The organism is Streptomyces sp. NPDC040410 (assembly GCF_055595715.1).
On record NZ_JBVIVK010000044.1, the window covers coordinates 1 to 22324 of the forward strand.

The window sequence follows — 22324 nt, forward strand, 5'->3', positions numbered from 1 at the left end:
GCCCAGGATCCGACGGTGGCCTGGGTGCGGCCGCGTACCTTGCCACCGAGCAGCAGCACAGTGGCCTGGGAGGTTTCCGCCACCGCTGCGGCGGTAGGCAGCGAGGCGGTCACCACGGTCAGGTTCCGGTCGGTGGGCAGCATGTCGGCGATGAGCCGGTGGGTGTAGCCCTCGTCGATGAATACGGTCTCCGCCTCACCGAACATGCGCACGGCGGCGGAAGCTATACGGCGCTTGTTCTCCACGTGGTGGGTCTCGCGCTCGGCCAGCGAGGTCTCGAACCCGGCGCTTTCCACCGGGTAGGCGCCGCCGTGGTTCCTGCGGACCAGACCGCTCCGCTCGAGTTCGCTGAGATCTCTGCGAATTGTCTCCGGTGCCACCCGGAAGTCAATCGCCAGGGCGGATACCTCCACACTTCCCTTCTGGCGTACGAGAGCCAGGATCCGATGCTGTCGCTCAACAGCCTTCACGCGCACGGCACCCTTCTGGTAGTCCCGTCCGGCGAGCACCGCCCGTATGTGCCCGCCCTGGATTTATACAGCCGGCTTTCTCCAGATGATGCGCCCGTTTCTGGATGAAACTTGCCCGTTTGCTTGTGCCGGGCGGGCGGAATCCCCCCAGGTCATCGCGGCATGGGCAACATGTCCGACATTCGCTGTTAACCGAATCGGGGGCCTGCGGTGCACGAATCAACAACAAGGCCCTCGACAAGCCGGCGGTTACCCGGGTCATGCGAGCAGGTGGTCGGCGACCGCGGCGTCGGTGACGATGCCGTTGAAGAGGCCGGTCTTCAGGGCCGCCGCGGTGGCGGCAGCCCGCTCTGCCCCGTCGGCCAGCAGGATCGCTTCCGGGACGCGGCGCAACTCGTCGAAGTCGATGGAGATGCAGCGTTCGGTCAGTTGCGGGCTGACGACCTGGCCCTGGGCGTCGAGCACGTGAGCGGATACCTCGGCACACGCGCCCTGGATCCGGTACGCCTCACGTTCGCTGTGCGTCAGGGAGTCGTAGACAGTGGAGAGGCCGGGCCCCCAAGCACCCACCGTGATGATCGCCTTGGTCACCTGGCTGAAACGGCTCACCGCCTCGACGATTCCTGGTTGATGGCGCAGCATGCGTGCTGTTGCCTGATCGGGCAGCAGCAAAGGCGCGTAAAGCGGGTAAGCGGTGCCTCGCGACACCGAGGCGGCGCGGCGCACGACTTCCACCGAGTTGGCGTTGATGGGCCGCAGCGGGGTCGCTCCGCACAGTTGGACGACGGTGCACCGGGGCAGTGTGGTCAGTTCAGCGCCGAGTGCCTCGACTTCCGGACCCCAGACGAGCCCAAGGACATCGCCCTCTTCGACAATCTCCGCGAGCAGCTGTGCCGCGACCCTGCCGAGTTGACGGGTGGCCAGTCCCCGTTCGCGGGGATCGGTCTGCTGGGAGTGGATCACAACGGCGTGGCGCAACCCGTAGCGGACGCGCAGCAGGTCGGAGCGTTCGGCATCGAGTTCCGCGGGCAAGTGGATCTCTATGCGGACGAGTCCGTCATGGACTGCGGTCTCCAGAGTGCGGGCCACCTTGAAGCGGCTGATACCGAACTCCTCCGCTATCTCGATCTTGGACCTGCCTTCGAGATAGAACCTGCGAGCCATGGCAGCGGTCTCAACGAGTCCCTGCGGCCCTTGGTGGCGGCTGCGTACCCCGCGGCCCGTTGAGCTTTCCAGCGTAGTCATGTCACGTCCCATCGATCCTTGCCAGAATTGGCGTCGAATAGCGTTGCTGCATCGCTGCCGCCAGCGCGACGGGAGGCCGCGGCGTAGTACCCCGACCCCGAGGACATGTCGGGCGCTCGCCTCAGCATGGCGGTGACCGTCTTGCCACCGTTGAGGTTCGGGCAATGAACAACAGAGTCAGCGAGGGCATCGACGATCATCAGCCCACGCCCGCTCTCGTCGCCGTTCGCGGGTTCGCGCGGCACGGGCAGGAGTGGTGAATCGTCACGCACCTCGATGTACAGGGCGTCGGGTTGCAGCGAGATCTCCAGGACGATCACCGTGCCCGGCCATCGCCTGCGCCTGCTTTCACTTGGCCGACCATGATCACCATGGCGAATGGCGTTCGTGACCAGCTCACAGACGATCATTACCGCAGCCTCGATGCGGTTTTCCTCTTCGCCCCAAGAGCGCAGAAAGTCACCGGTGAAGTCTCGAGCCCGCCGCGCGGCGATCGGCAGGGCCGGCAGGTCGAGCGAAGCACAGGTCACTTCGGCAGCGACGGGAATGACGTCCACAGGGAGAGCACTCATGCTATTCAACCCCTTGATGAATTACCGCTTGCACTTTCACATATGCGGCGGCTTGTGGCCGGGAGCGAGGCAGTCCACTCGGACCCCGGAGGAGGCAGTCAACTCGGACCCCGGAGGGGACGGTCGCCATGGGTGCTCGCCCTGGACGAGCCAATGCTCAGATGAGCAATTTGTTCCTCATAACTACGTTCTGAGTTCCACTAAAGGACGGCGGTCTGACCGAAGTCAAGACCGATAGCCACAATTCTGGCGAAATGAGTGCTCGATTGCTCATATGAGTAAAACCGGCCTGGGTGGAATCCGGTGCGCGTCCGGAACGAGGCGTTCGGAGACACCACGTCCAAGGCCTCCCACCAGCAGCGTTGCGCCGTGCCCATAGGCCGCTCGACCGCGGAACGGAGGGCCACCACCGAGAGCGCTCGCCTGAGAGGTTCGCCGTCGACATGAGCCGACCCGACTCAGATGAGCAAAACGCCCAAACGGCTGGCTTGGTTGCTCATATGAGTCCAACCGCCTGAGCGGTAAGCGTGCGGTCAACGAAGACCCCACCCTCTCTTGGGCGGGGACCGCACTCGGCGAGACCGTTGCGCACCGCCGGAAGGCTGCCCGAGGCGGTGCCGGCCGCGTTTGGCACGGATCGGCCGATGTTCCGCTCCGGCAGGAATCGGCCATAACAGGTACGCCACGCTCCAGAGGTCGTTTCTCCGGAAGCCTCGTCCCCGAATTGACAGCGACCCCGCAGGGGCGTCGGATCGCGCCGGAAAAGCGCGGGTGTGGGATCTGGCCGCCGACGCAGACGGGACCAGAACCGCCCGTCGACGAGGCCGACGGGCCGGTGTCCCTGCCGGAGGTCGCCGACAACGTCCACGACAGCCAGGCACTGATACTCACCGCTCATGCCCGCACCGTGCCGACGACCGTCACCCGGTCTGGATGAGGAAACGCTGGTCGGCTGCGCCGGAACAGCGTTCTTCGATCGCCGTTTCTGGATGTCCACGCTCCTCATCTGACGGTCCAAGTCTTCGCGGCTGCCGATCGCCGACAAGAGGAATTGGACAGCCTGACAAACGCGTTCAGGACACTGCGACGTCTGCGTGGCTACTGCACGGGAATCGACTCGATCCGTCGGTACCTGGAGCAGCTCGATGCATCCCAGGGGGGAGATGGAGAGTCCCGCGGATGACCTTGCCGCATACATTCGACAGCAGTTTCCCCTCGACTCTTCGAACTGAGGGCGTCCGAATGGGTCGGTCCCGGTCTACAGCGGCGCCGGGGACGAAGCGCCCCCGATCAGCAGGCGGGGGGTGCCCGTGCCGTCGGCGGGCACGCTCCACAGGTCGCTGCCGCCGACCTCGCCGTCGGTGGGGAGGGCATAGGCGATGGTGTGGTTGTCGAGCCAGACGGCCTGGTCGTCGACGCTGTGGCGTTCGGCGAGCGCCGTCTCGTGGAGGGTGTTCAGGTCCAGGACGTACTCGTGCCAGAGGGCGGCCCCGGACAGGACCCGCTTCTTGAAGGCGACGCGGGTCCCGTCGGGGGAAAGAGAAGGACACTCCACGTTCTCGATCAGAGTGGTGACCGTACGCCGGGAGAGGGAACCCCGCACCAGGTGGGTGCGGTTGGCGGTGTTGAGGGTGGCATAGAAGGTGTCGTCGTCCGAAGCGAAGGTGACGCCCCAGAAGTTGATGTCCGAGGCGTGGTAGGGCTTGCCGTCCAGGATGACGGAAAACGTCTCCAGGCTGGGAGTCAGCCGCATGGTGCGGGTGTCCAGGATCGAGGTCCGGGTGGAGAAGAAGGCGGACGAGTAGGACTCGCCGGAGACGAACACGGTCCAGGCGGCGAAGCGGCCGCTGGGCGAGACCCGGGCCCGGCTGGGGGTGCCCGCGAGCGGGAAGGTGCGCAGGGTGCGGAGGTGTGTGTCCAGGAGCAGGGCACGGTTGCTCTGCTTGAGGACGCCGGGGACGGACTGGAGGCAGATGCCCGTGCCGGCCGCCGCGTAGAAGCGCGCGCACTTCAGGCTTGAGGCGGTCCGGCCGCCCTTGGGGTCGGTGGACGGGACCGAGGCGACCGCGGTGCGGTGTGGGCCGGCGGCCGCGTTGAGGAACGTCAGGCGGTCTTTCTGATCGAGCGTCAACTTGCCCGTGCCGACGGCGGGACCGCCCGGCTGCGGATGGTTCGCCCGGTCGGCGCGGGAGGCGGCGTGCAGGACCATGCCGGTCCCCAGGCCCGCGAGGAGCAGGGCCGCCGTGACGAGTACGAGCAGGCGGCGGCGCAGCGTTGTCATCGGGGTCCTTGTGGCTGTGGTGGTCATGGGGTTCCGCCGGCCGGCCGCAGCACCTTGCCTGCGACGGCGGCGCAGCAGAGCAGGCCGATCGCTGAGCCGGCCAGCGCCGGGCCGTCGCCCCACAGCGTCCAGGCGGCGCCGAACGCCAGCGAGCAGCAGAACCGGGCCAGCGCCTGGCTGGTGCCGACGATGGCGAGGCCGCTGGCGCGCAGCTGCTCGGGCACGATGTCCGCGAGGGTGGCCGGGAGCACGCCGTCGGTGGCCGCGTAGAACGTGCCGTGCAGTGCGAGTACGAGACAGGGAAGGACCGGCGTGGCCGGGGCCCAGAGCAGGAGGGCGTAGCCGGTGAGGAGAGCCGCGTGCCCGGCGAGGAACACGGTGCGCCGCCCGGCCCGGTCGGCCAGCGCGCCGACGGGCACGGCCAGCAGCAGGAACACGGCGGCGGTGCCCAGCGGGAGCAGCGTGAACCACTGCTCGCCGATGCCCGCGCGCCGTTGCAGGAGCAGGTAGACGAAGGCGTCGCTGACGGTGGTCAGGCCGAGCAGCGCGGCACAGCCGGCGAGGGCCCGCAGACGCGGCAGGCGCAGCAGCGCCAGCGCTTCGCTTGCGCGGACGGGCCGCTTGCCGTCCGCCATACCTGCTTCGTGCGTCCGCGCGGCCTGCTGCCTGCGGGGTACGAACAGGACCAGCACGAGCACGCCGAGCGCGGCGACGCACGCGCTCACGCCGAACACGGCGTCGTAGCCGTCGGCGGCCGCGCGCAGGATGAGGAAGGCCGCCAGCGGGCCGAGCATCGCGCCGGTGGTGTCCATCGCCCGGTGTACGCCGAAGGCCCGGCCCTGGTTGTCGGGCGGTGTGGAGAGGGAGATCATCGCGTCGCGTGGGGCGGTGCGCAGGCCCTTGCCGGTCCGGTCCAGGGCGAGGACGGTGCCGAGCGCGCCGAAGCTGCTCGCGAGCAGGAGCAGCGGCTTGCACAGCGCGGAGAGGCCGTAGCCGAGCCCGGCCATCAGCTTGTGGTTGCGCACCCGGTCGGCGAGGTGGCCACCGGTGAGCTGGACCACGGCGCTGACACCGTTGTAGACGCCGTCGAGGGCGCCGAAGCCGAGCGGGCTGAGGCCGAGCGTGGTGACGAGGTAGAGCGGCAGGACGGCGGTGACCATCTCCGAGGAGATGTCGGTGATCAGGCTGACCGCGCCCAGTACGAGCACGACCGGGGGGACCTTGGACCCGAGGCCGCGCCTTCGGCCCTGCTCGGTGTCCTCCCCTGGAGGCGCGGAGCGGTCGGTGAGATACATGATCAAGGACTCCGGGTGCGGTGCGATCAGTTCTGCCGGCTGCTCTCGTCCCGTAGCCAGGTGCCGAAGTCCTGTGCCCGGATGGCCTTTCTGGCCCCCCGCCGGGCGACGATCGTCGCCGCGAGGAAGACCAAGAGGCCTGCGAACAGCTTCGGCTCGCTGCGGAGCACGGCTGCCAGATCCGCCTTGCTCGTGCGCGCCGAGGCTTCTTCCGGTCTCCGGTGCTGTTCGACCTGGGCGGTGGAGACCGCGGCCCGGATCCGCCGTTTGATCAAGTCCGGCCATGTGCGCGGTGGTTGGACCACGACACTGGCCGCGCCGACCACGAGCCGCTCCTTCGGGGCGAACGCCAGGGACGCGGCCAGGTCGTCCGCCATCAGCGGCGGCAGTGCGGCGATCCGGGCGTGCCCGGCCTTGGAGACCGCGATGACGCCTCGGCCGAACAGCCCCTCGCGTACGGCAGGGAGCCGCTGCCACACCTGGTAGTAGGCACGCACCCGCCATGCGCAGGCGGCCAGCGGGATCTGCCGTTCGGGGGCGGTGGCGAGGATGCCCGAGGTGTCGTCGTTCAGGGGCTCGGTCAGCGCCCGTACGTCGGCGGCCGCGATGACGACGTCGGCGTCCACGTAGAGGCGGGGGAAACCGTGCGCGTGGTCGTCACCCGCCCGCAGGGCGGCGTGCTTGGAGGGGACGGGGATCTCGATCACCCGGACGCGCGGGCCGCGAGCGGCCGCTGTCCGCGCGGTGTCGTCCGTACAGCCGTTGCATACGACGACGATGTCGGTCTCGTCCTCCAAGGAGCCTGCCAGCAGTGAATCGAGGAGCCGGCCGATGACTCGCGCCTCGTTGTGGGCCGGGATCACGATGCTCGTCACCTGGGCAGTATGCCGTCGGTGTCACCCTTGCGAGGTGTGTTTCGTCCAACTGTTCCCGCGACTGCGTCCAGTGGTCTAGATTGAGGGCCGCCGCACCGGTTTGGATGGGGAACTGGTCCTGACGGCACGTCACGGTACGGCGCTGTGAAGCAAATACGAATTTTGCAGTAACCAACAGGCGGGAAATTCAAGGCGGTTGGGGAACCGCTGAACCTCTCTCGCTTTCAAGTGCCGCTGTGTGGAGGGCACATCGGCGCCGATTCGCCTCCGGGCCACGGACTCGTAACCGTATGCCCGGTTTCGTTCGGTCAGGGGTAACCGCGCACGTGGTGGGGGGCGCATGACCATTGAGGTCACGCATGAGCAGCTAGTTGTGGAACACAGAAGTCCGGATGCTCGCCGAAGACGCTGGGAACAGAAATACCGGTTAGTTTTGCTGGTCGCGGACGGCTTCGCAGCTGCTGCCGCGGCCTTCGTGATCCACGCGGTGTACGGCCGCTGGACGGTGGCCCTGGTGCTGCCCCCGACGTGGATCGTGGCCATGCTCGCCCACCGCTCCTACGACCGCAGCGCCCTGGGCCTGGGGACCGAGGAATACGTGCGGGTACTCCGCGGCGCCGTCGCACTGCCGGCGCTGGCCGCGGGTGCGTACTGGCTGTTCGCGCACGACTCAGGACTCCTGCATGACATGACCATGGCCGCGGCTCCAGCCGCCGCGATCGCCCTGCCGGTCCGGTACGCGCTCCGCCGCCGGCTGCACAGACGATGGGCACGGGGCCAGGACCGGAGCGCAACGCTCCTGGTCGGGCCGTCGCGCGGCATCGTGGAGCTGGTCGCCGTGCTGCGACGCGGCGGCGTACAGGAACTGCAGGTCGCCGGAGTATGCCTGAGCGATCCGCAAAACGCGGCGGAGATCCGCAAGCTGGGGCTCTCCGTCCTCGGCAGCGTCGGCACCATGAACGACGTAGTCCGGGCCATGGGCATCAGCACCGTGGTGGCCCTGCCGGCGCCCGAGTTCGACGCCTCCGTCCTGCGCCGGATGACCTGGACCACGGCCGTGCAGGGCGTCGACTTCCTGCTGGCCCCCGTGCTGACCGACGTGTCCGCCTCCCGGCTGGCGGTACGGCCCACCAACGGGGTACCGCTGATGCGGGTACAGGCGCCGAACCTCTCCCGGATCTCCCGGCTGCCCAAGGAACTGCTGGACCGCTCGCTCGCGGCGGCGCTCCTGGCGGTCCTCGCGCTGCCGATGCTGCTGATCGCCCTGATCGTCCGGCTGGACAGCGCCGGGCCGGCGCTGTTCAGGCAGCAGCGGGTGGGCCGGTACGGCGACCACTTCACCATGCTGAAGTTCCGCACGATGCGGCAGGACTCGGAGGCTCTGCGGGCGGAACTGGCGCACCTCAACCAGAACAGCGACGGCCTGCTGTTCAAGGTGAAGCAGGACCCGCGGATCACCCGGATCGGCTCGGTGCTGCGCCGCTGCTCGCTCGACGAACTGCCGCAGCTGGTCAACGTGGTCAGCGGCCATATGTCGCTCGTCGGCCCCCGCCCGCCGCTGCCCGAAGAGGTGGAGGAGTACACGCCGGAGGTCAAGCGCAGGTTGCTCGTGAAGCCCGGCCTCACCGGGCTGTGGCAGGTGAGCGGCCGCTCCGACCTGCCCTGGGACGAGGCGGTCCGGCTCGATCTCGGGTACGTGGACAACTGGTCGATGAGCCTTGACCTGTTGATCCTGATGCGCACCGGGTCGGCAGTGGTGCGGGGAACGGGGGCCTACTGATGGACCAAGGGGAGAGGAACCAAGTGACGCAGACCACGGAGCCGTTGGGGGTCGCCGTCGTCGGGGCCGGCTACTGGGGACCCAACCTCGTGCGCAACTTCCAGGCCAGCCCGCAGTTCCGGCTGCGCTGGCTGTGCGACCTCGACGTGGACCGGGCCCAGCGGGTCCTCGGCGGCTACTCGACGGTCCAGGCCACCTCGGACTACGCGGCCGTCCTCGCCGACCCGGGCGTGGCCGCCGTCGCCGTCGCCACACCCGCCGGAACCCACCTCGACATCGCCCTTGCCGCCCTGCGCGCCGGCAGACACGTCCTGGTGGAGAAGCCGCTCGCGGCGACGTACGCCGACGGGCTGCGCCTGGTGACCGAGGCGGAGGAGCGCGGGCTCAGCCTGATGTGCGATCACACGTACTGCTACACACCCGCCGTGGGCCGCATCCGGGAGCTGGTCCGCTCCGGCGAACTCGGCGAGATCCACTTCGTCGACTCGGTCCGGATCAACCTCGGGCTCGTCCAGAAGGACATCGACGTCATGTGGGACCTGGCCCCGCACGACCTGTCGATCCTGGACTTCATTCTCCCCGACAACGTCGAGCCGGTCGCCGTCGCCGCGCACGGGGCCGACCCGATCGGCGCGGGGCAGGCCTGCGTGGCCTATCTGACGCTCCAGCTCAACACCGGAGCCATCGCCCACGTACACGTCAACTGGCTGTCACCGACCAAGGTACGGACCACCATGGTGGGCGGCGCCAAACGCACCCTGATCTGGGACGACCTCAACCCCGCCCAGCGAGTGGCGATTTTCGACCGGGGGGTGGACCTGGCCGCGCCCCAGGAGATCGGCGCCGACGAGCGCCGGGACATGCTCATCTCGTACCGCTCCGGCGACATGGTCGCGCCCGCCATCGGCGAGAAGGAAGCGCTGCGCAGCATGGTCGACGAGTTCGCCGACGCGATCAAGGGGCGCCGGGCGCCGCTGACCGACGGCCGGGCAGGCCTGCGGGTGCTGGACATTCTCGAGGCAGCGTCACGGAGTCTGGAATTCCGGGGCGCGGTAGTCGGCCTGCGCGCCGGGCGTTGACGGTTTCAATTCACTGAGAGGGACGTGCAGTTGAGCAGCGTGCGAGGCAAGAAGATCCTGGTCACCGGAGGAGCGGGCACGATCGGCTCCAACCTGGTCGACCTCCTGGCCCAGGGCGGCGCCCGCGAGATAGTGGTACTCGACAACTTCGTGCGCGGGCGGCGGGCCAACCTCGCGCAGGCCCTGCCCAGCGGCGTCGTGGAGGTCGTCGAGGGCGACATCCGGGACGCCGACACCGTACGGAAGGCCACCGAGGGCGCCGACCTGGTGTTCCACCTCGCCGCGATACGCATCACCCAGTGCGCGGAGGAGCCGCGGCTGGCCAACGAGGTCATGGTCGACGGCACCTTCAACGTCCTGGAGGCCGCGGTCGAGGCCGGGGTGGGCAAGGTGATCGCCTCGTCCTCGGCATCCGTCTACGGCATGGCCGAGACCTTTCCGACGACCGAACGCCATCACGCCTACAACAACGACACGTTCTACGGCGCGGCGAAGGCCTTCAACGAGGGCATGCTGCGCAGCTTCCACGCCATGTACGGACTGGACTATGTGGCGTTGCGCTACTTCAACGTCTACGGCCCCCGGATGGACATCCACGGCCTCTACACCGAGGTGCTCATCCGCTGGATGGAGCGCATCGAGGCGGGCGAGCCGCCGCTGATCCTCGGCGACGGCTCACAGACCATGGACTTCGTCGACGTCAGGGACATCGCCAGGGCCAATGTGCTGGCCGCCGAGTCGGATCTCACCGACGAGGTGTTCAACGTCGCCAGCAGCACGGAGACTTCGCTCAGCGAGCTCGCCCGGGGCCTGCTCGAGGCGATGGGGGCATCGGACCTGGAGCCGGTGCACGGGCCCGCCCGCGCGGTGAACGGGGTGACCCGGCGGCTCGCGGACACCACACAGGCCGCCGAGCGGCTCGGTTTCACGGCGCGGATCGACCTGCGTACAGGGCTGCGGGACCTGGTGGAGTGGTGGCGCGCGGAACGCGCCGCCGCTGCCGCCGTCCGGGGGGCCACGCGATGAGCGCCGACCGCATCCCCGTGATGATCCCCTGGCTCGGCGAGGAGGAGGCCGAGGCCGCCTCCGACGCGGTGCTGTCCGGGTGGGTCGCCCAGGGGCCACGGGTCGCCGCCTTCGAGCGGGCCTTCGCTGAGCGGGTGGGCGCCGAGCACGGCATCGCGGTCAGCTCGTGCACCACCGCCCTGCACCTGGCGCTCGTCGCGCTCGGACTGGGACACGGCGACGAGGTCGTGGTGCCCTCGCTGTCGTTCATCGCCACCGCCAACGCCGTGCGCTACGTCGGTGCCGAGCCCGTCTTCGCGGATGTCGACCCCGCCACCGGCAACCTGACCACGGCCACCGTGGACGCGGTCCGCACGCCCCGTACCAGGGCCGTCCTCGTCGTCCACCAGGGCGGCGTACCGGCCGATGTGCACGCCCTGCGCGCCGCCTGCACCGAATGGGACCTTCCCCTGGTCGAGGACGCGGCCTGCGCCATCGGCTCGACCGCCGGCGGGAAGCCCGTGGGGCACGGCGCGCTGATCGCCGCCTGGTCCTTCCATCCCCGCAAGGTCGTCACCACCGGCGAGGGCGGCATGGTCACCACCGACGACGCCCAGTGGGCGGCACGCCTGCGCCGGCTGCGCGAACACGGGATGAACGCCTCGGCGGCGGAGCGCCATGCGAGCAGCAAGCCGGTCCTGGAGAGCTACCTCGAGGTCGGCTACAACTACCGGATGACGGACGTCCAGGCCGCGATCGGCCTGGTCCAGCTCGGGAAACTCGACGCGATGATCGCCCGCCGCCGCGAGCTGGCGGCCCGTTACGACACGCTGCTGCGGTGCGTCCCCGGCCTCAGCCCCGTACGCGACCCCGCGCACGGGCAGAGCAACTTCCAGTCCTACTGGGTGCGCCTGGACGAGGACTTCCCCGTCGGCCGGGACGATCTGCTCGCCGCGCTCGCCGCGGCCGGCGTCTCCGCCCGGCGCGGGATCATGGCCTCGCACCTCGAACCCGCCTACGCGGGCCACGCCTGCGCGCCGCTGCCGGTCACCGAGCGGATCAGCCGCGACTCGCTGATCCTGCCGCTGTTCCACACGATGACCGAGGCCCAGCAGGACCGCGTCGTGGATGCGCTGCGCGAACAGGCCGGAAGATGAGCACGCTGCTGATCGTCGGCGCGGGCGGCTTCGCCCGGGAGACCGCGCAGGCCGTACGGGACGCGGGCGACGTCGAGTTGCTCGGGCACCTCGACGACGATGCCGCCCTGCACGGCACCGAGGTGGACGGCGTACCCGTCCTCGGCGGCTGCGACCTGGTCCACGGCCTGCCCGAGGCCCGGGTGGTGATCTGCGTGGGCAACCCCGGGGACTACGCGGCCCGCGCCCGTCTGGTCCGCAGGCTCGGCCTGTCCGCGGACCGCTACGCCACCGTGATCCACCCGACGGCGGCGGTGTCGGCGACCTCGGAGGTCGGCCCCGGCTCGGTGCTGCTCGCGCACTGCGTCCTGACCGCCGCCGTGCGGGTGGGCGCGCAGGTCGCGGTGATGCCGCAGGTCGTCCTCACCCATGACGACGTGGTCGAGGACTGCGCCACGATCGCCTCCGGGGCCCGCCTGGGCGGGGGCGTGCGGCTGGAGCGGGGTGCGTATGTGGGCTCAGGGGCCCTGGTCAGGGAGGGCACGACGGTCGGCGCCTGGTCGCTGATCGGGATGGGGAGCACCGTGCTCGGCGATGTGCCGCCGGGCGAGGTCTGGGCGGGGAGCCCGGCCCGGCGGCTGCGTGCGGCGGCTGCCCCGGCTCTCGACGAGCTTGTGACGCGAACAATGGGGGGACCGGTCGCATGAACCAGATTCCGCTTGTGGACCTCAAGGCGGCCCACGAGGAGGTCGCCGACGACGTACGGGCCGGATTCGAGCGGGTCCTGGCCGCCACCGCGTTCATCGGGGGCGACGAGGTCCGCCTGTTCGAGCGCGAGTACGCGGACTTCGGCGGTGTCGCGCACTGCGTGGGTGTCGCCAACGGCACCGACGCCGTCGAACTCGCCCTGCGTGCCAGCGGGGTCGGGGCCGGCGACGAGGTCGTGCTGCCCGCCAACACCTTCATCGCCACCGCGGGCGCGGTGGCCAGGACCGGTGCGCGGCCGGTCCTGACGGACTGCCTGCCCGACAGCCATCTGCTCGACCCTCAGGCCGCGCTGGACGCGGTCGGCCCGGCCACCCGCGCGGTGGTGCCGGTGCACCTGTACGGGCAGTTGGCCGACGTGACGGAGCTGGCCGGCCGGCTTCCCGAGCGCGTACGGATCGTCGAGGACGCCGCGCAGTGCCAGGGCGCAACGCGCGACGGCCGGTCGCCGGGCAGTGGCCAGATCGCGGCCACCAGCTTCTACCCGGGCAAGAACCTGGGTGCCTACGGCGACGCCGGCGCGGTGCTGACCGACGACGAGGAGCTGGCCGGCCTGGTGCGCGCGATCGCGAACCACGGCGGCGTCGCCAAATACCGCCACGACGTACCCGGGTTCAACAGCCGTCTGGACGGACTGCAGGCCGTCGTCCTGCGGGCGAAGCTGGCGCGGCTGGCGGACGGCAACACGGCCCGGCGGGCGGCCGCGGCCCGCTACGACGCGCTGCTCGCCGACCTTGCGGCCACGGGGCGGGTCGTGCTCCCGACGACGGCGGTCGGCAACGTCCACGTATGGCACCTGTACGTCGTCCAGGTCGCCGGGGCGGACCGCGACGACGTCGTCGGCAAGCTCAACGCGGAGGGCATCGGCGCGGGGGTGCACTATCCCGCCCCGGTCCACCTCACACCGGCGTACCGCCATCTCGGCCACACCCGAGGCGACTTCCCGAACTCCGAGAAGGCGGCCGACCGGATCCTGTCGCTTCCGCTCTACCCACAGATCACCCCCGACCAGCAGCAGCGGGTCGTGGACGCGCTCGCCGACGCGCTCCGCGGCTGACGGTCCCCGCTTCACGCACCACCCCGACTTCACGGGTCGGTCCTGCACAGCACCGCTGAGAGGTACACATGAACAGATGGAGCAGACGGTTCAGGGGCGGCCGCCTCACCGTGATGGCAGCATTGATATGGGCGGTGCTCCCGCAGGCCGCGCCCGCCCAGGCGGCATCCGATCCGTGCGGAACGGGCTCGAACCCCGTCGTCTGTGAGAACTCCAAGACGGGCAGCCCCATGTCCGACTGGTACTCGCCCAACGCCTACGGTGACATCAAGGGTTTCTCCACCAAGGAGAGCGTCCAGGCCGGTGACACCGTCCACTTCAAGGTCCAGTCGAGCGTCTCGTACCACGTCGAGATCTACCGCCTGGGCTGGTACGGCGGCGACGGCGCGCGCAGGATGTCGACCGCGGCCCAGGCGGCGGTGACCTACCCGGCCAACTACACCACCCATCCCGCCAGTTGCACCACCAAGAGCAGCACCGGCCTGGTCGACTGCGGCAACTGGCCCGTGACCGCGAACTGGACGGTGCCCAGCGACGCCGTGTCCGGCCTGTACATCGCGAACCTGACGCAGACCGACGGCGACGGCCTGATGCCGTACCCGTTCGTCGTCCGCAAGGACTCCAGCACCTCCGACATCGTCGTGCAGACCAGCGACCAGACCTGGCAGGCCTACAACGACTACGGCGGCCAGGACCTCTACGGAGGCTCAGGGCCCGCGCCGGACGGCCGCGCCTACGAGGTCAGCTACAACCGGCCGCTGGACATCGGCGGCGACAACGGCATCTACGGCTCCGAGTTCATGATGCTGTCCTGGCTGGAGCGCAACGGCTACGACGTCAGCTATCTGTCCGGTGTGGACGTGTCGGCCAACGGGTCCCTGCTGCTGAACCACAAGGTGTACCTGTCCTCCGGCCATGACGAGTACTGGACCCAGAGCCAGTACTCCAATGTCCTGGCGGCCAGGAAGGCCGGCGTCCGGCAGGCCTTCTTCAGCGGCAACGAGGTCTTCTGGAAGACGCGGTTCACCCCGAGCATCGACGGCACGAGCACGGCGAACCGGACCCTGGTCTGCTACAAGATGACCAAGATGGCCCAGGGCAACGGCATCGCCGACCCGAGCGGCACCTGGACCGGCACCTGGATGGACCCGGCCAGTACCTCCTACGGGACGGCGTACCAGCCGCCGAACATCCTCACCGGCTCCATGTTCCAGGTGAACGGCTACCGCAACGACGCGATCACGGTCCCCGGCTCGTACGGCAAGAACCGGCTGTGGCGCAACACCTCCGTCGCGAACCTCACGTCGAGCCAGACCGCCACCTTCCCGGCCGGAACGCTCGGATACGAGTGGGACAGCGACCTGGAGAACAGCACCAGACCCGCCGGGCAGATCCACCTGTCGTCCACGACGGTGGACGTCACCGACGGCAAGTACCGCCTCGACTGGGGCAACACGTACGGAAACGGCACCGCGACGCACAATCTCGTCGAGTTCCGAGACCAGGACTCGGGAGCCCTGGTGTTCGGGGCGGGGACCGTGCAGTGGTCGTGGGGCCTGACCAACCTCCCGGTGTACAACCCCGACGAAGTGGTGGTCACCGAGGACGTCCGCATGCAGCAGGCGACCGTGAACATCCTCGCCGACATGGGCGTCCAGCCGAAGTCCCTGCAGAGCAACCTTGCCACCGCCACGGCCTCCACCGACACCACCGGCCCGGCCGTCACCGTGACGAGCCCGGCCTCCGGAGTCACCGTCCCGGCGCTGAAGCCGGTCACCATCACCGGCACCGCCAGTGACTCCGGCCCGGGCGTGGTGGCCCGCGTAGAGGTGTCCACGGACGGCGGAACGACCTGGAACGCCGCCAAGGGCCTGGCGTCCTGGAGCTACAGCTGGACGCCGACGGCCCCGGGCTCGGAGTCGATCAAGGTCCGCGCGGTGGACGACACGGTCAACATCGGAGCCGTCACCACCATCCCGGTGACCGTCGGCCCGCAGGCCTGCCCCTGCACCGTGTGGCCCGCCACAGCCGTACCGGGCAAGGTCAACGGCGGCGACGGCGGCTCGGTGGAGCTGGGCGTGAAGATCCGCACCACGGTGGCCGGATCGATCACCGGTGTCCGCTTCTACAAGTCCCCCGTCAACACCGGCACCCACACCGGCAGCCTGTGGAGTGCCTCCGGCACCCGCCTGGCCACCGGCACCTTCACCAACGAGACGGCCTCAGGCTGGCAGCAGCTGAACTTCGCCACCCCGGTGACAGTCAAGGCCAACACCACCTACGTCGCCTCCTACTTCGCGCCGAACGGCGGATACTCCTACGACGGCGGCTACTTCTCCAGCAGCGCTGCCGGCCTGGCTCCGCTCACGGCGCTGAAGTCCGGCACCGACGGCGGCAACGGCGTCTACCGCTACACCTCGACAAGCGCCTTCCCGTCCTCGCAGTCCTCCGGCAGCAACTACTGGGTCGACGTGGTACTGGACACCTCGACGGCCAGTACGACCCCGCCCACCGTCACCTCCACCTCACCGACGTCGGGGGCGACCGGTGTGTCGATCACGGCACCGGTGTCGGCCGTCTTCGACCACGCCATCGACGCCGAGAGCCTGACCTTCACCGTGAAGGACCCGGACGGCAACACCGTGCCGGGGACCAGGACGCTCCCCGCGTCGAACAGCGCGACCTTCACCCCGTCCACCGAGCTGGCCCTGCACACCACCTACACCGCCTCCGTCCAGGCCTCCGACCTGTGGGGCAACGAGATGGGCGCCCCGGTCACATGGAGCTTCACCACCAGCTCAACCCCGCCCGCGGTCACCTGCCCCTGCACGCTGTGGAACTCCAGCACCGTGCCGGCCACGACCGACGTCACCGGCGACCCCAACTCCCTTGAGCTGGGTACCCGGTTCCAGTCCTCCGCGAGCGGCTGGGTCACCGGCGTCACCTTCTACAAGGGCACCGGCAACACCGGCACGCACACCGGCAGCCTCTGGTCCGACAACGGCACACTCCTCGCCTCGGGCACCTTCACCAGCGAGACGGCCTCCGGCTGGCAGACGATGACCTTCGCCACCCCGGTGGCCATCAGCGCCGACACCCCGTACGTCGTCTCGTACCACGCGCCGAACGGCCACTACGCGGTGGACGGCGGCTACTTCGCGGCAGCCCACCAGTCCTATCCCCTGACCGCCACCGCCGACACCGGCTCGGCCCACAACGGGCTCTACCGGTACGGCAGCGACGTGGGCTTCCCGACCGGCTCCTACGGATCCGCGAACTACTGGGTCGGCCCGGTCTTCACCGCCGACGACCCGTCCGCGTCGCTGACGGCGGGCACCGCCTCGGAGGTGGCCACCTCCTCCCTGGCGCACACCGCCGACGCGGCAAGCCCCCTCGTCACGACGCTGCCCGGCACGGCCAAGCTGTCGTCGGTGAAGGCGACGCTGACCGTCCTGCCGGGCGCGACAGCCGCAGCCGCCAGGAAGCTCCACGTCACCGCCGTCCTCTCCTACGACCGGGCCACCCACAAGATGTCCGTCCACCTGTCCGCCCCGCTGCCGGACGGCACGCGGTTCAAGATCACGGTCACGGCCCGGGACAAGCACCACCACACGGTGAAGTCCCGCAGCTGGGTCCTGAAGAGCAAGACCGTCCGCAAGAAGCACTAGTGCCCACCGGTGCCGGCCTCCCCCGAGGCCGGCACCGGGGATTGGCTTTCTCACCGATGAGCTCTGTCAGTGTTGTGATCCCCTGCTACAAGTACGGCCATTTCCTCGCCGACTGCGTGAGCAGCGTCCTGGACGAGCAGGACGGCGTTGACGTCCGGGTACTCATCATCGACGACGCCTCACCCGACGACTCGGCGGAGACGGCGAGCAAGCTGGCGGCCGCCGACCCGCGCGTCGAAGTCCGCGTCCACGAAAGCAACAAGGGACATATCGCCACCTACAACGAGGGCCTGCTGGAGTGGGCCGACGGCGACTACGTCGCTCTCCTCTCCGCCGACGACCGGCTGGTCCCCGGCGCCTTGGTGCGCGCCGCCGCGCTGCTGGACGCCCACCCGGAGGCGGGGTTCGCCTACGGCCGCCCCCTGCGCTTCCAGCACGGCGGCCCGCTGCCCAAGGCCCGTACGCACAGCACCGGCTCGGCCGTCTATCCCGGGCACTGGTGGCTGGAACGCCGGTTCCGGGAGGCCACCGGCTGCATCACCTCGCCCGAGGTCGTCGTCCGCACCAGCCTGCAGCGCGAGGTGGGCGGCTACGACTCCGCACTCCCCCACGCCGGCGACATCGAGATGTGGATGCGGCTCGCCGCCCGCGCCGACGTCGGCTACATACGCGGAGCCGACCAGGCCTTCTACCGCGTCCACGGCGACAACATGTCCACCACCGACTTCGGCGGCCAGCTCGACGATCTCCGCCAGCGTCTCGTCGCCTACGACTCCGTGCTCGCCAAATGCTCCGGCCTGCTGCCGCAGGCCGACCGACTGGCCGGCGCGGCGCACACCCGCCTCGCCCGCTTCGCGCTCCGCCGCGCCTACCGCGCGTACGACCGGGGGCGCACCGAAGTCGTCCCGGTCGACGATCTCGTGGCCTTCGCCGGAGAGTGCCTGGCGGATTACGCGGCGCTGCCCGAGTACCGCGCGCTGCGGCTGCGGCAGCGGATCGGAGCGAGGGCGATGCCGTATCTCCAGCCGCTGGTGTGGTCGGCCGTGGCCGAGCGCGGCCGGGAGTGGCTGTGGTGGCAATCGTGGAAGCGCCGCGGTATCTGATGTCCACGCTCAGCATGAGGGCTCTGGCCGGCTGGTCGCACCCACGCGGCGGAGCCGTACATGTCGCAGCGTCGCGCCCCTTCCGGGGCTCAGCCCGCCACCGGAATCCCGTCTGCGTGGCGGCGTGGGCCCGGGGAGTTCGCCTTCCTGTTCCTGCGGCGCAGCGCGTACTGGTCGAACCACAGCGTGCCCAGGATCGCGGCGCTTCCGCCCAGCAGTGCCGTACCGGCCAGCGCGCGGCTCTTGGTGCCCTGCACCGGGGCGGCGCTCGGGGCGACCAGGACGGATGCGCTGATCCGCGACGCCGCCGCGATCCGCTGCGCGTCCTGCATGTCTGCCACATGCCTGGAGTAGACGGCGATGACCCGGCGGACCGCCGTGTCGGCCTCGACGGCGCTGGTCCGCCGCGCCTGTACCTGCACCGAGGGGATCAGATAGCGCGGTGTGGCGCTGGTACCGCTGTTGCGCGGGATGAGCTGGTAAGTCCCGTGGACGCCAGCGGAGTTCAGCTCCTTGCGCCCGGCCGGCGATTCGAGCTGCTGGATGACCCCGTACGAGAGTGCGGCGAGCGGCGGTTGAAGATTCGTCAGCTGGTTCGGCTGGTTCCCCGTCGCCGGTGGTTTGAGGACGACCACCGCCGAACTCAGGTACTGCGGGGCGGGGCGCAGCACTTGGTACGCCCCGGCGGCCGTCAGCAGGAGCGCGAGCACCAGAACGTACCAGCGTCGGAGGAGCGCTTCGGCGAGGTCACGAGGCGACACGGTGTTTCCTTCCGTCGGCACCGATACTCGCAGGCGCCGGGGCAAGCCGCCACCGGATCACGCGGCCTATGCTGGGCCCGAGCCCATTCGTCCGGTCCCGCGGCACCGGGCCGGGGGGAGTGTTCATGAGCCTGGCCGATATCTGGGCGATCATGTGCAGGCGCTGGTACTTCATGGTGCCCCTCACCCTGCTCAGTCTTCTCGCGGGCGGGTATCTGTACCGGACCGTGCCGGTGTCCTACGAGTCGCAGAGCTCCGTCACGCTGCTCGACTCCACGGCGGTCGCCGATCTGGCGCCGACTTTCGGCAACCCCATATCGAACGCGGGCGGTTCGCTGGTCGTCACGGCCGATGTGCTGATCAGGACGCTCCAGTCGAACGACTCGGCCAAGGAACTGCACTCCCGCGGCGTCACGGACCGGTACACGGTCGGTTTCGCGCCGGACGCCGACAGCCCCCTGCTCACCCTGGGCGTCACGGGAACCGACCAGGCGAAGGTGCTCCGCGAGACCACCACCCTCACCAAGTTCACCGGGGAGCAGCTGAAGGCCCTGCAGGCCGCGTCCAAGGTGCCGACGGTGTACACCGTGCAGACTGCGCCGGTCGTCCTGCCGCAGACACCGGTGTCGCAGTCGAAGACCCGGTACCAGGACATCGCGGCGGTGGTCATCGTCGGGATGGTCAGCGCGTTCCTGCTGTCCATCCTGGCCGAGGGCGTCGCGGTGGTCCGCCGTCGGGGACGTGCCAGGGCCGGATACGTTCCCCGGCGCCATCGCGCCCGGCCCCCCGAGCGGGCGCCCAGGGGCCTGCTGGTGCGCAGGCTGGACGCCACGACGATCCTCACCGGCTATCTGGTGCTCGCCTTCTTCGTCCCGTCGAACCTCACCCTGCCCGCGCTGGGCGGCGTCGGCACCCCGGCCAACGTCTTCGCCCTGCTGGGACTCCTCTGGTACCTCGCGACCTGGCTGGGCGGCCGTATCCGCCCGGCTGCGGGCACCAGACTGCCTCGCGTGGCGATGTGCGTGCTCGCCGCGGCGGTGCTGCTGTCGTACCTCGCGGACGCGACACGCGACAGCTCGCACCAGGAGGTCCTCGGGGCCGACCGGGGGCTCATCGGGCTCGGGGTGTGGGTGGCGCTGGTGGTGCTGGCATCGGCCGGGATCCAGGAGCGCAGCCGGCTGGAGGTTCTGATGCGCCGGCTCGTCGTACTGGGCACGGTGGTCGCCCTGATCGGCTACTACGACTTCTTCGCGGCGACCAACATCGCCGACTCCGTTCACATCCCCGGCCTGCAGTCGAGCACGGCCGGGATCAGCGCCATGGACCGGGGCTCGTTCACCCGGCCGCGCTCCACCACGGCCCATCCTCTGGAGTTCGGGGGGATGCTGGCCATCCTGGTTCCCTTCGCCGTCCACCAGGCGTTCGATCCGGTGCGCCGTCACGCCGGCGCGCTGCGCCGCTGGGCCCCTGTGGCGATCATGGCGGGTGCTCTTCCGCTGACGGTGTCCAGGACGTCCATCATCGGCGCGCTCATCGTGGCCCTGGTGATGGTGCCCCGCTGGAAGCCGCAGCGGCGCTGGGCGGCGATAGGTCTGATCCTGGGTTCGGTGGCCGGCTTCAAGGTGATCATTCCCGGGCTGATCGGAACCATCACCAACCTGTTCGCCAGCTTCCTGTCCAACTCCGACAGCAGCACCCAGGCACGCACCGTGAAGTACAGCGCGATCGTCCCCTATTTCAGCGAACGGCCCTGGTTCGGACGCGGATTCGGAACGTTCACCCCCGACCTGTATTTCTTCACGGACAACCAGTACATGCTGACCCTGGCCGAGATGGGCCTCGTGGGACTGATCGCGCTACTCGCCCTGTTCGTCACCGGGATACACACCGGCGGTGCCCTCCGCCGGCTCGCCCGCACCGATTCGGACCGGGAACTCGGGCAGGCGTTTCTCGCCTCGGCGCTGGTCGCCCTGGTCATCAGCGCCACCTTCGATGCGCTCAGCTTCCCCATGTACGCCGGAATGTTCTTCCTGACCCTGGGCGCCGGCGGCAGCTACCTCGGCTTCATCCGCCGCGAGGCGGCTGCGGCCACCGCCGCGGTGACCGCCGGGACCGGGGTGACCGGGGTGACGGCCCCCCGTAAGGCCGCCGAATCCCCGCTCCCCCGACTCGTGGAGTCTTGATGTCCCACCAGAGCCCCGTCGCCGTGCTCATCGTCACCTGGAACAGTGCCGCCGTGCTTCCGGGCTTCCTCGCCGCGCTCCCCGAGGGCATGGCCGGGCTCGACTGGCGGCTCGTCGTCGCCGACAACGATTCCGCCGACGACACGGTGGACGTGCTCCGCGCCCTCGCTCCCGACGCCACGGTCGTCCAGACCGGCCGTAACGCCGGATACGCGGCCGGTGTCAACGCCGCGCTGGGCGCGGCCGCGGCGTGGGACGGCGGCTACCGGGCCGTCCTGGTCTGCAATCCCGACATCCGCATGCGGCAGGGCTGCGGCAAGCTCCTCGTCGACGCTCTCGGCACCCGGGTGGGCATCAGCGTGCCTCTCCTGTATGAGGAGGGCCGGGACGCACCGCTCCCCTCGCTCCGCCGGGAGTCGAGCGTGAGCCGCGCCCTCGGCGAGGCCGTCATCGGCAATCGCCGGGCGGGGCGCTTCCCCCGCTTGAGCGAGCTGGTCACCGACCCCGCCGCGTACGAGCGGCCCACGTACGCGGACTGGGCGACCGGCGCCCTGATGGCCCTGTCCGCGGACTGCCTGGCGGCCTGCGGCCCATGGGACGAGTCCTTCTTCCTCTACTCCGAGGAAACCGAGTACTGCCTGCGCGCGCGGGACCGGGGTTACCGCACGCGGCTCGAGCCGGCCGCCGAAGCCGTCCACCTCGGCGGCGACTCCCGGATCTCGCCCCGGCTCTGGACTCTGCTCACCCTCAACCGCGTCCGTTTGTACCGGCGTCGGCACGGTGCCGTCGCCACGGCCGCCTTCCGCGCGGCCGTCCTGCTCCGGGAGACCTCGCGCGCCGCGCTCGGCCGCCCGGCCAGCCGCGCGGCCGCGGCCGCCCTCGCCCGGCGGGGCGCCCTGCGCGCCACGCCGGGGCCGTGAACGTTCACCGCGCTCAGCGGGTCGGGCGAAGTCCGGTGAGCAATAGTCCCCGAGTTCCGCTCTCGTCTGTAGCTTCCCGGCGCCGCCGAGAGTGCCTGGACCTGGGTCTGTTACCTCGTCCGGGTGACC

The 22324-nt window shown here is 69.9% G+C and carries 17 protein-coding genes; 10 read left to right on the top strand and 7 right to left on the bottom strand.

Annotated features, from left to right (window positions below; all coding sequences use genetic code 11):
• From ACZ562_RS37680 to ACZ562_RS37705, 6 genes are all read right to left on the bottom strand, one after another.
• Positions 1-470: DeoR/GlpR family DNA-binding transcription regulator (locus ACZ562_RS37680; RefSeq protein ID WP_471189082.1), on the bottom strand; the 470-nt coding region annotated here is incomplete at its 3' end.
• A gap of 258 nt (positions 471-728) precedes the next feature.
• Positions 729-1634 (bottom strand): sugar-binding transcriptional regulator, encoded by a 906-nt coding sequence (locus ACZ562_RS37685; protein ID WP_471189085.1) that lies wholly within the window; start codon positions 1632-1634, stop codon positions 729-731.
• A 77-nt stretch (positions 1635-1711) separates the two neighbouring features.
• A complete protein-coding gene (locus ACZ562_RS37690) occupies positions 1712-2272 on the bottom strand; it encodes an ATP-binding protein (RefSeq protein ID WP_471189087.1) in 561 nt (186 codons plus the stop codon).
• A 1273-nt stretch (positions 2273-3545) separates the two neighbouring features.
• The gene (locus ACZ562_RS37695; protein WP_471189090.1) at positions 3546-4568 is read right to left on the bottom strand and encodes a TolB family protein; all 1023 of its coding nucleotides are present in this window, start codon (positions 4566-4568) and stop codon (positions 3546-3548) included.
• Positions 4569-4591: 23 nt separating this feature from the next.
• Positions 4592-5863 (bottom strand): MFS transporter, encoded by a 1272-nt coding sequence (locus ACZ562_RS37700; RefSeq protein ID WP_471189093.1) that lies wholly within the window; start codon positions 5861-5863, stop codon positions 4592-4594.
• A gap of 26 nt (positions 5864-5889) precedes the next feature.
• Positions 5890-6738 carry a glycosyltransferase family 2 protein gene (locus tag ACZ562_RS37705; protein ID WP_471189095.1) on the bottom strand — a complete coding sequence of 283 codons (849 nt, stop codon included), beginning with the start codon at positions 6736-6738 and terminating at the stop codon, positions 5890-5892.
• 433 nt (positions 6739-7171) lie between these two features.
• Between ACZ562_RS37705 and ACZ562_RS37710 the strand changes: the two genes are divergently transcribed.
• The 8 genes from ACZ562_RS37710 to ACZ562_RS37745 all read left to right on the top strand — a co-directional run bounded on the left by ACZ562_RS37710 (position 7172) and on the right by ACZ562_RS37745 (position 18331).
• Positions 7172-8518 carry an exopolysaccharide biosynthesis polyprenyl glycosylphosphotransferase gene (locus ACZ562_RS37710; RefSeq protein WP_471189098.1) on the top strand — a complete coding sequence of 449 codons (1347 nt, stop codon included), beginning with the start codon at positions 7172-7174 and terminating at the stop codon, positions 8516-8518.
• A 23-nt stretch (positions 8519-8541) separates the two neighbouring features.
• Positions 8542-9597 (top strand): Gfo/Idh/MocA family protein, encoded by a 1056-nt coding sequence (locus ACZ562_RS37715; protein ID WP_471189101.1) that lies wholly within the window; start codon positions 8542-8544, stop codon positions 9595-9597.
• Between the two features lie 24 nt (positions 9598-9621).
• Positions 9622-10623 carry an NAD-dependent epimerase/dehydratase family protein gene (locus ACZ562_RS37720; RefSeq protein ID WP_471189103.1) on the top strand — a complete coding sequence of 334 codons (1002 nt, stop codon included), beginning with the start codon at positions 9622-9624 and terminating at the stop codon, positions 10621-10623.
• Positions 10620-11759 carry a DegT/DnrJ/EryC1/StrS family aminotransferase gene (locus ACZ562_RS37725; protein ID WP_471189105.1) on the top strand — a complete coding sequence of 380 codons (1140 nt, stop codon included), beginning with the start codon at positions 10620-10622 and terminating at the stop codon, positions 11757-11759. The genes ACZ562_RS37720 and ACZ562_RS37725 overlap by 4 nt, the downstream gene beginning before the upstream one ends.
• Positions 11756-12445 carry an acetyltransferase gene (locus tag ACZ562_RS37730; RefSeq protein ID WP_471189107.1) on the top strand — a complete coding sequence of 230 codons (690 nt, stop codon included), beginning with the start codon at positions 11756-11758 and terminating at the stop codon, positions 12443-12445. Before ACZ562_RS37725 ends, ACZ562_RS37730 begins: the two co-directional genes overlap by 4 nt.
• The gene (locus ACZ562_RS37735) at positions 12442-13560 is read left to right on the top strand and encodes a DegT/DnrJ/EryC1/StrS family aminotransferase (protein WP_471189110.1); all 1119 of its coding nucleotides are present in this window, start codon (positions 12442-12444) and stop codon (positions 13558-13560) included. Before ACZ562_RS37730 ends, ACZ562_RS37735 begins: the two co-directional genes overlap by 4 nt.
• Before the next feature lie 113 nt (positions 13561-13673).
• The gene (locus ACZ562_RS37740) at positions 13674-17228 is read left to right on the top strand and encodes a DUF4082 domain-containing protein (RefSeq protein WP_471189111.1); all 3555 of its coding nucleotides are present in this window, start codon (positions 13674-13676) and stop codon (positions 17226-17228) included.
• 56 nt (positions 17229-17284) lie between these two features.
• Positions 17285-18331 carry a glycosyltransferase family 2 protein gene (locus ACZ562_RS37745; RefSeq protein WP_471189114.1) on the top strand — a complete coding sequence of 349 codons (1047 nt, stop codon included), beginning with the start codon at positions 17285-17287 and terminating at the stop codon, positions 18329-18331.
• 89 nt (positions 18332-18420) lie between these two features.
• Here ACZ562_RS37745 and ACZ562_RS37750 read toward each other — a convergent pair whose 3' ends face one another.
• On the bottom strand, positions 18421-19092 hold the full coding sequence (locus ACZ562_RS37750; RefSeq protein ID WP_471189116.1) for a hypothetical protein: 672 nt from the start codon (positions 19090-19092) through the stop codon (positions 18421-18423).
• A gap of 125 nt (positions 19093-19217) precedes the next feature.
• Between ACZ562_RS37750 and ACZ562_RS37755 the strand changes: the two genes are divergently transcribed.
• Both ACZ562_RS37755 and ACZ562_RS37760 read left to right on the top strand, forming a co-directional pair.
• Positions 19218-21275 carry an O-antigen ligase family protein gene (locus ACZ562_RS37755; RefSeq protein ID WP_471189119.1) on the top strand — a complete coding sequence of 686 codons (2058 nt, stop codon included), beginning with the start codon at positions 19218-19220 and terminating at the stop codon, positions 21273-21275.
• Entirely contained in the window at positions 21275-22195 is a 921-nt protein-coding gene (locus tag ACZ562_RS37760; protein ID WP_471189121.1) for a glycosyltransferase family 2 protein, read from the top strand. Before ACZ562_RS37755 ends, ACZ562_RS37760 begins: the two co-directional genes overlap by 1 nt.
• Positions 22196-22324: the final 129 nt, after the last annotated feature.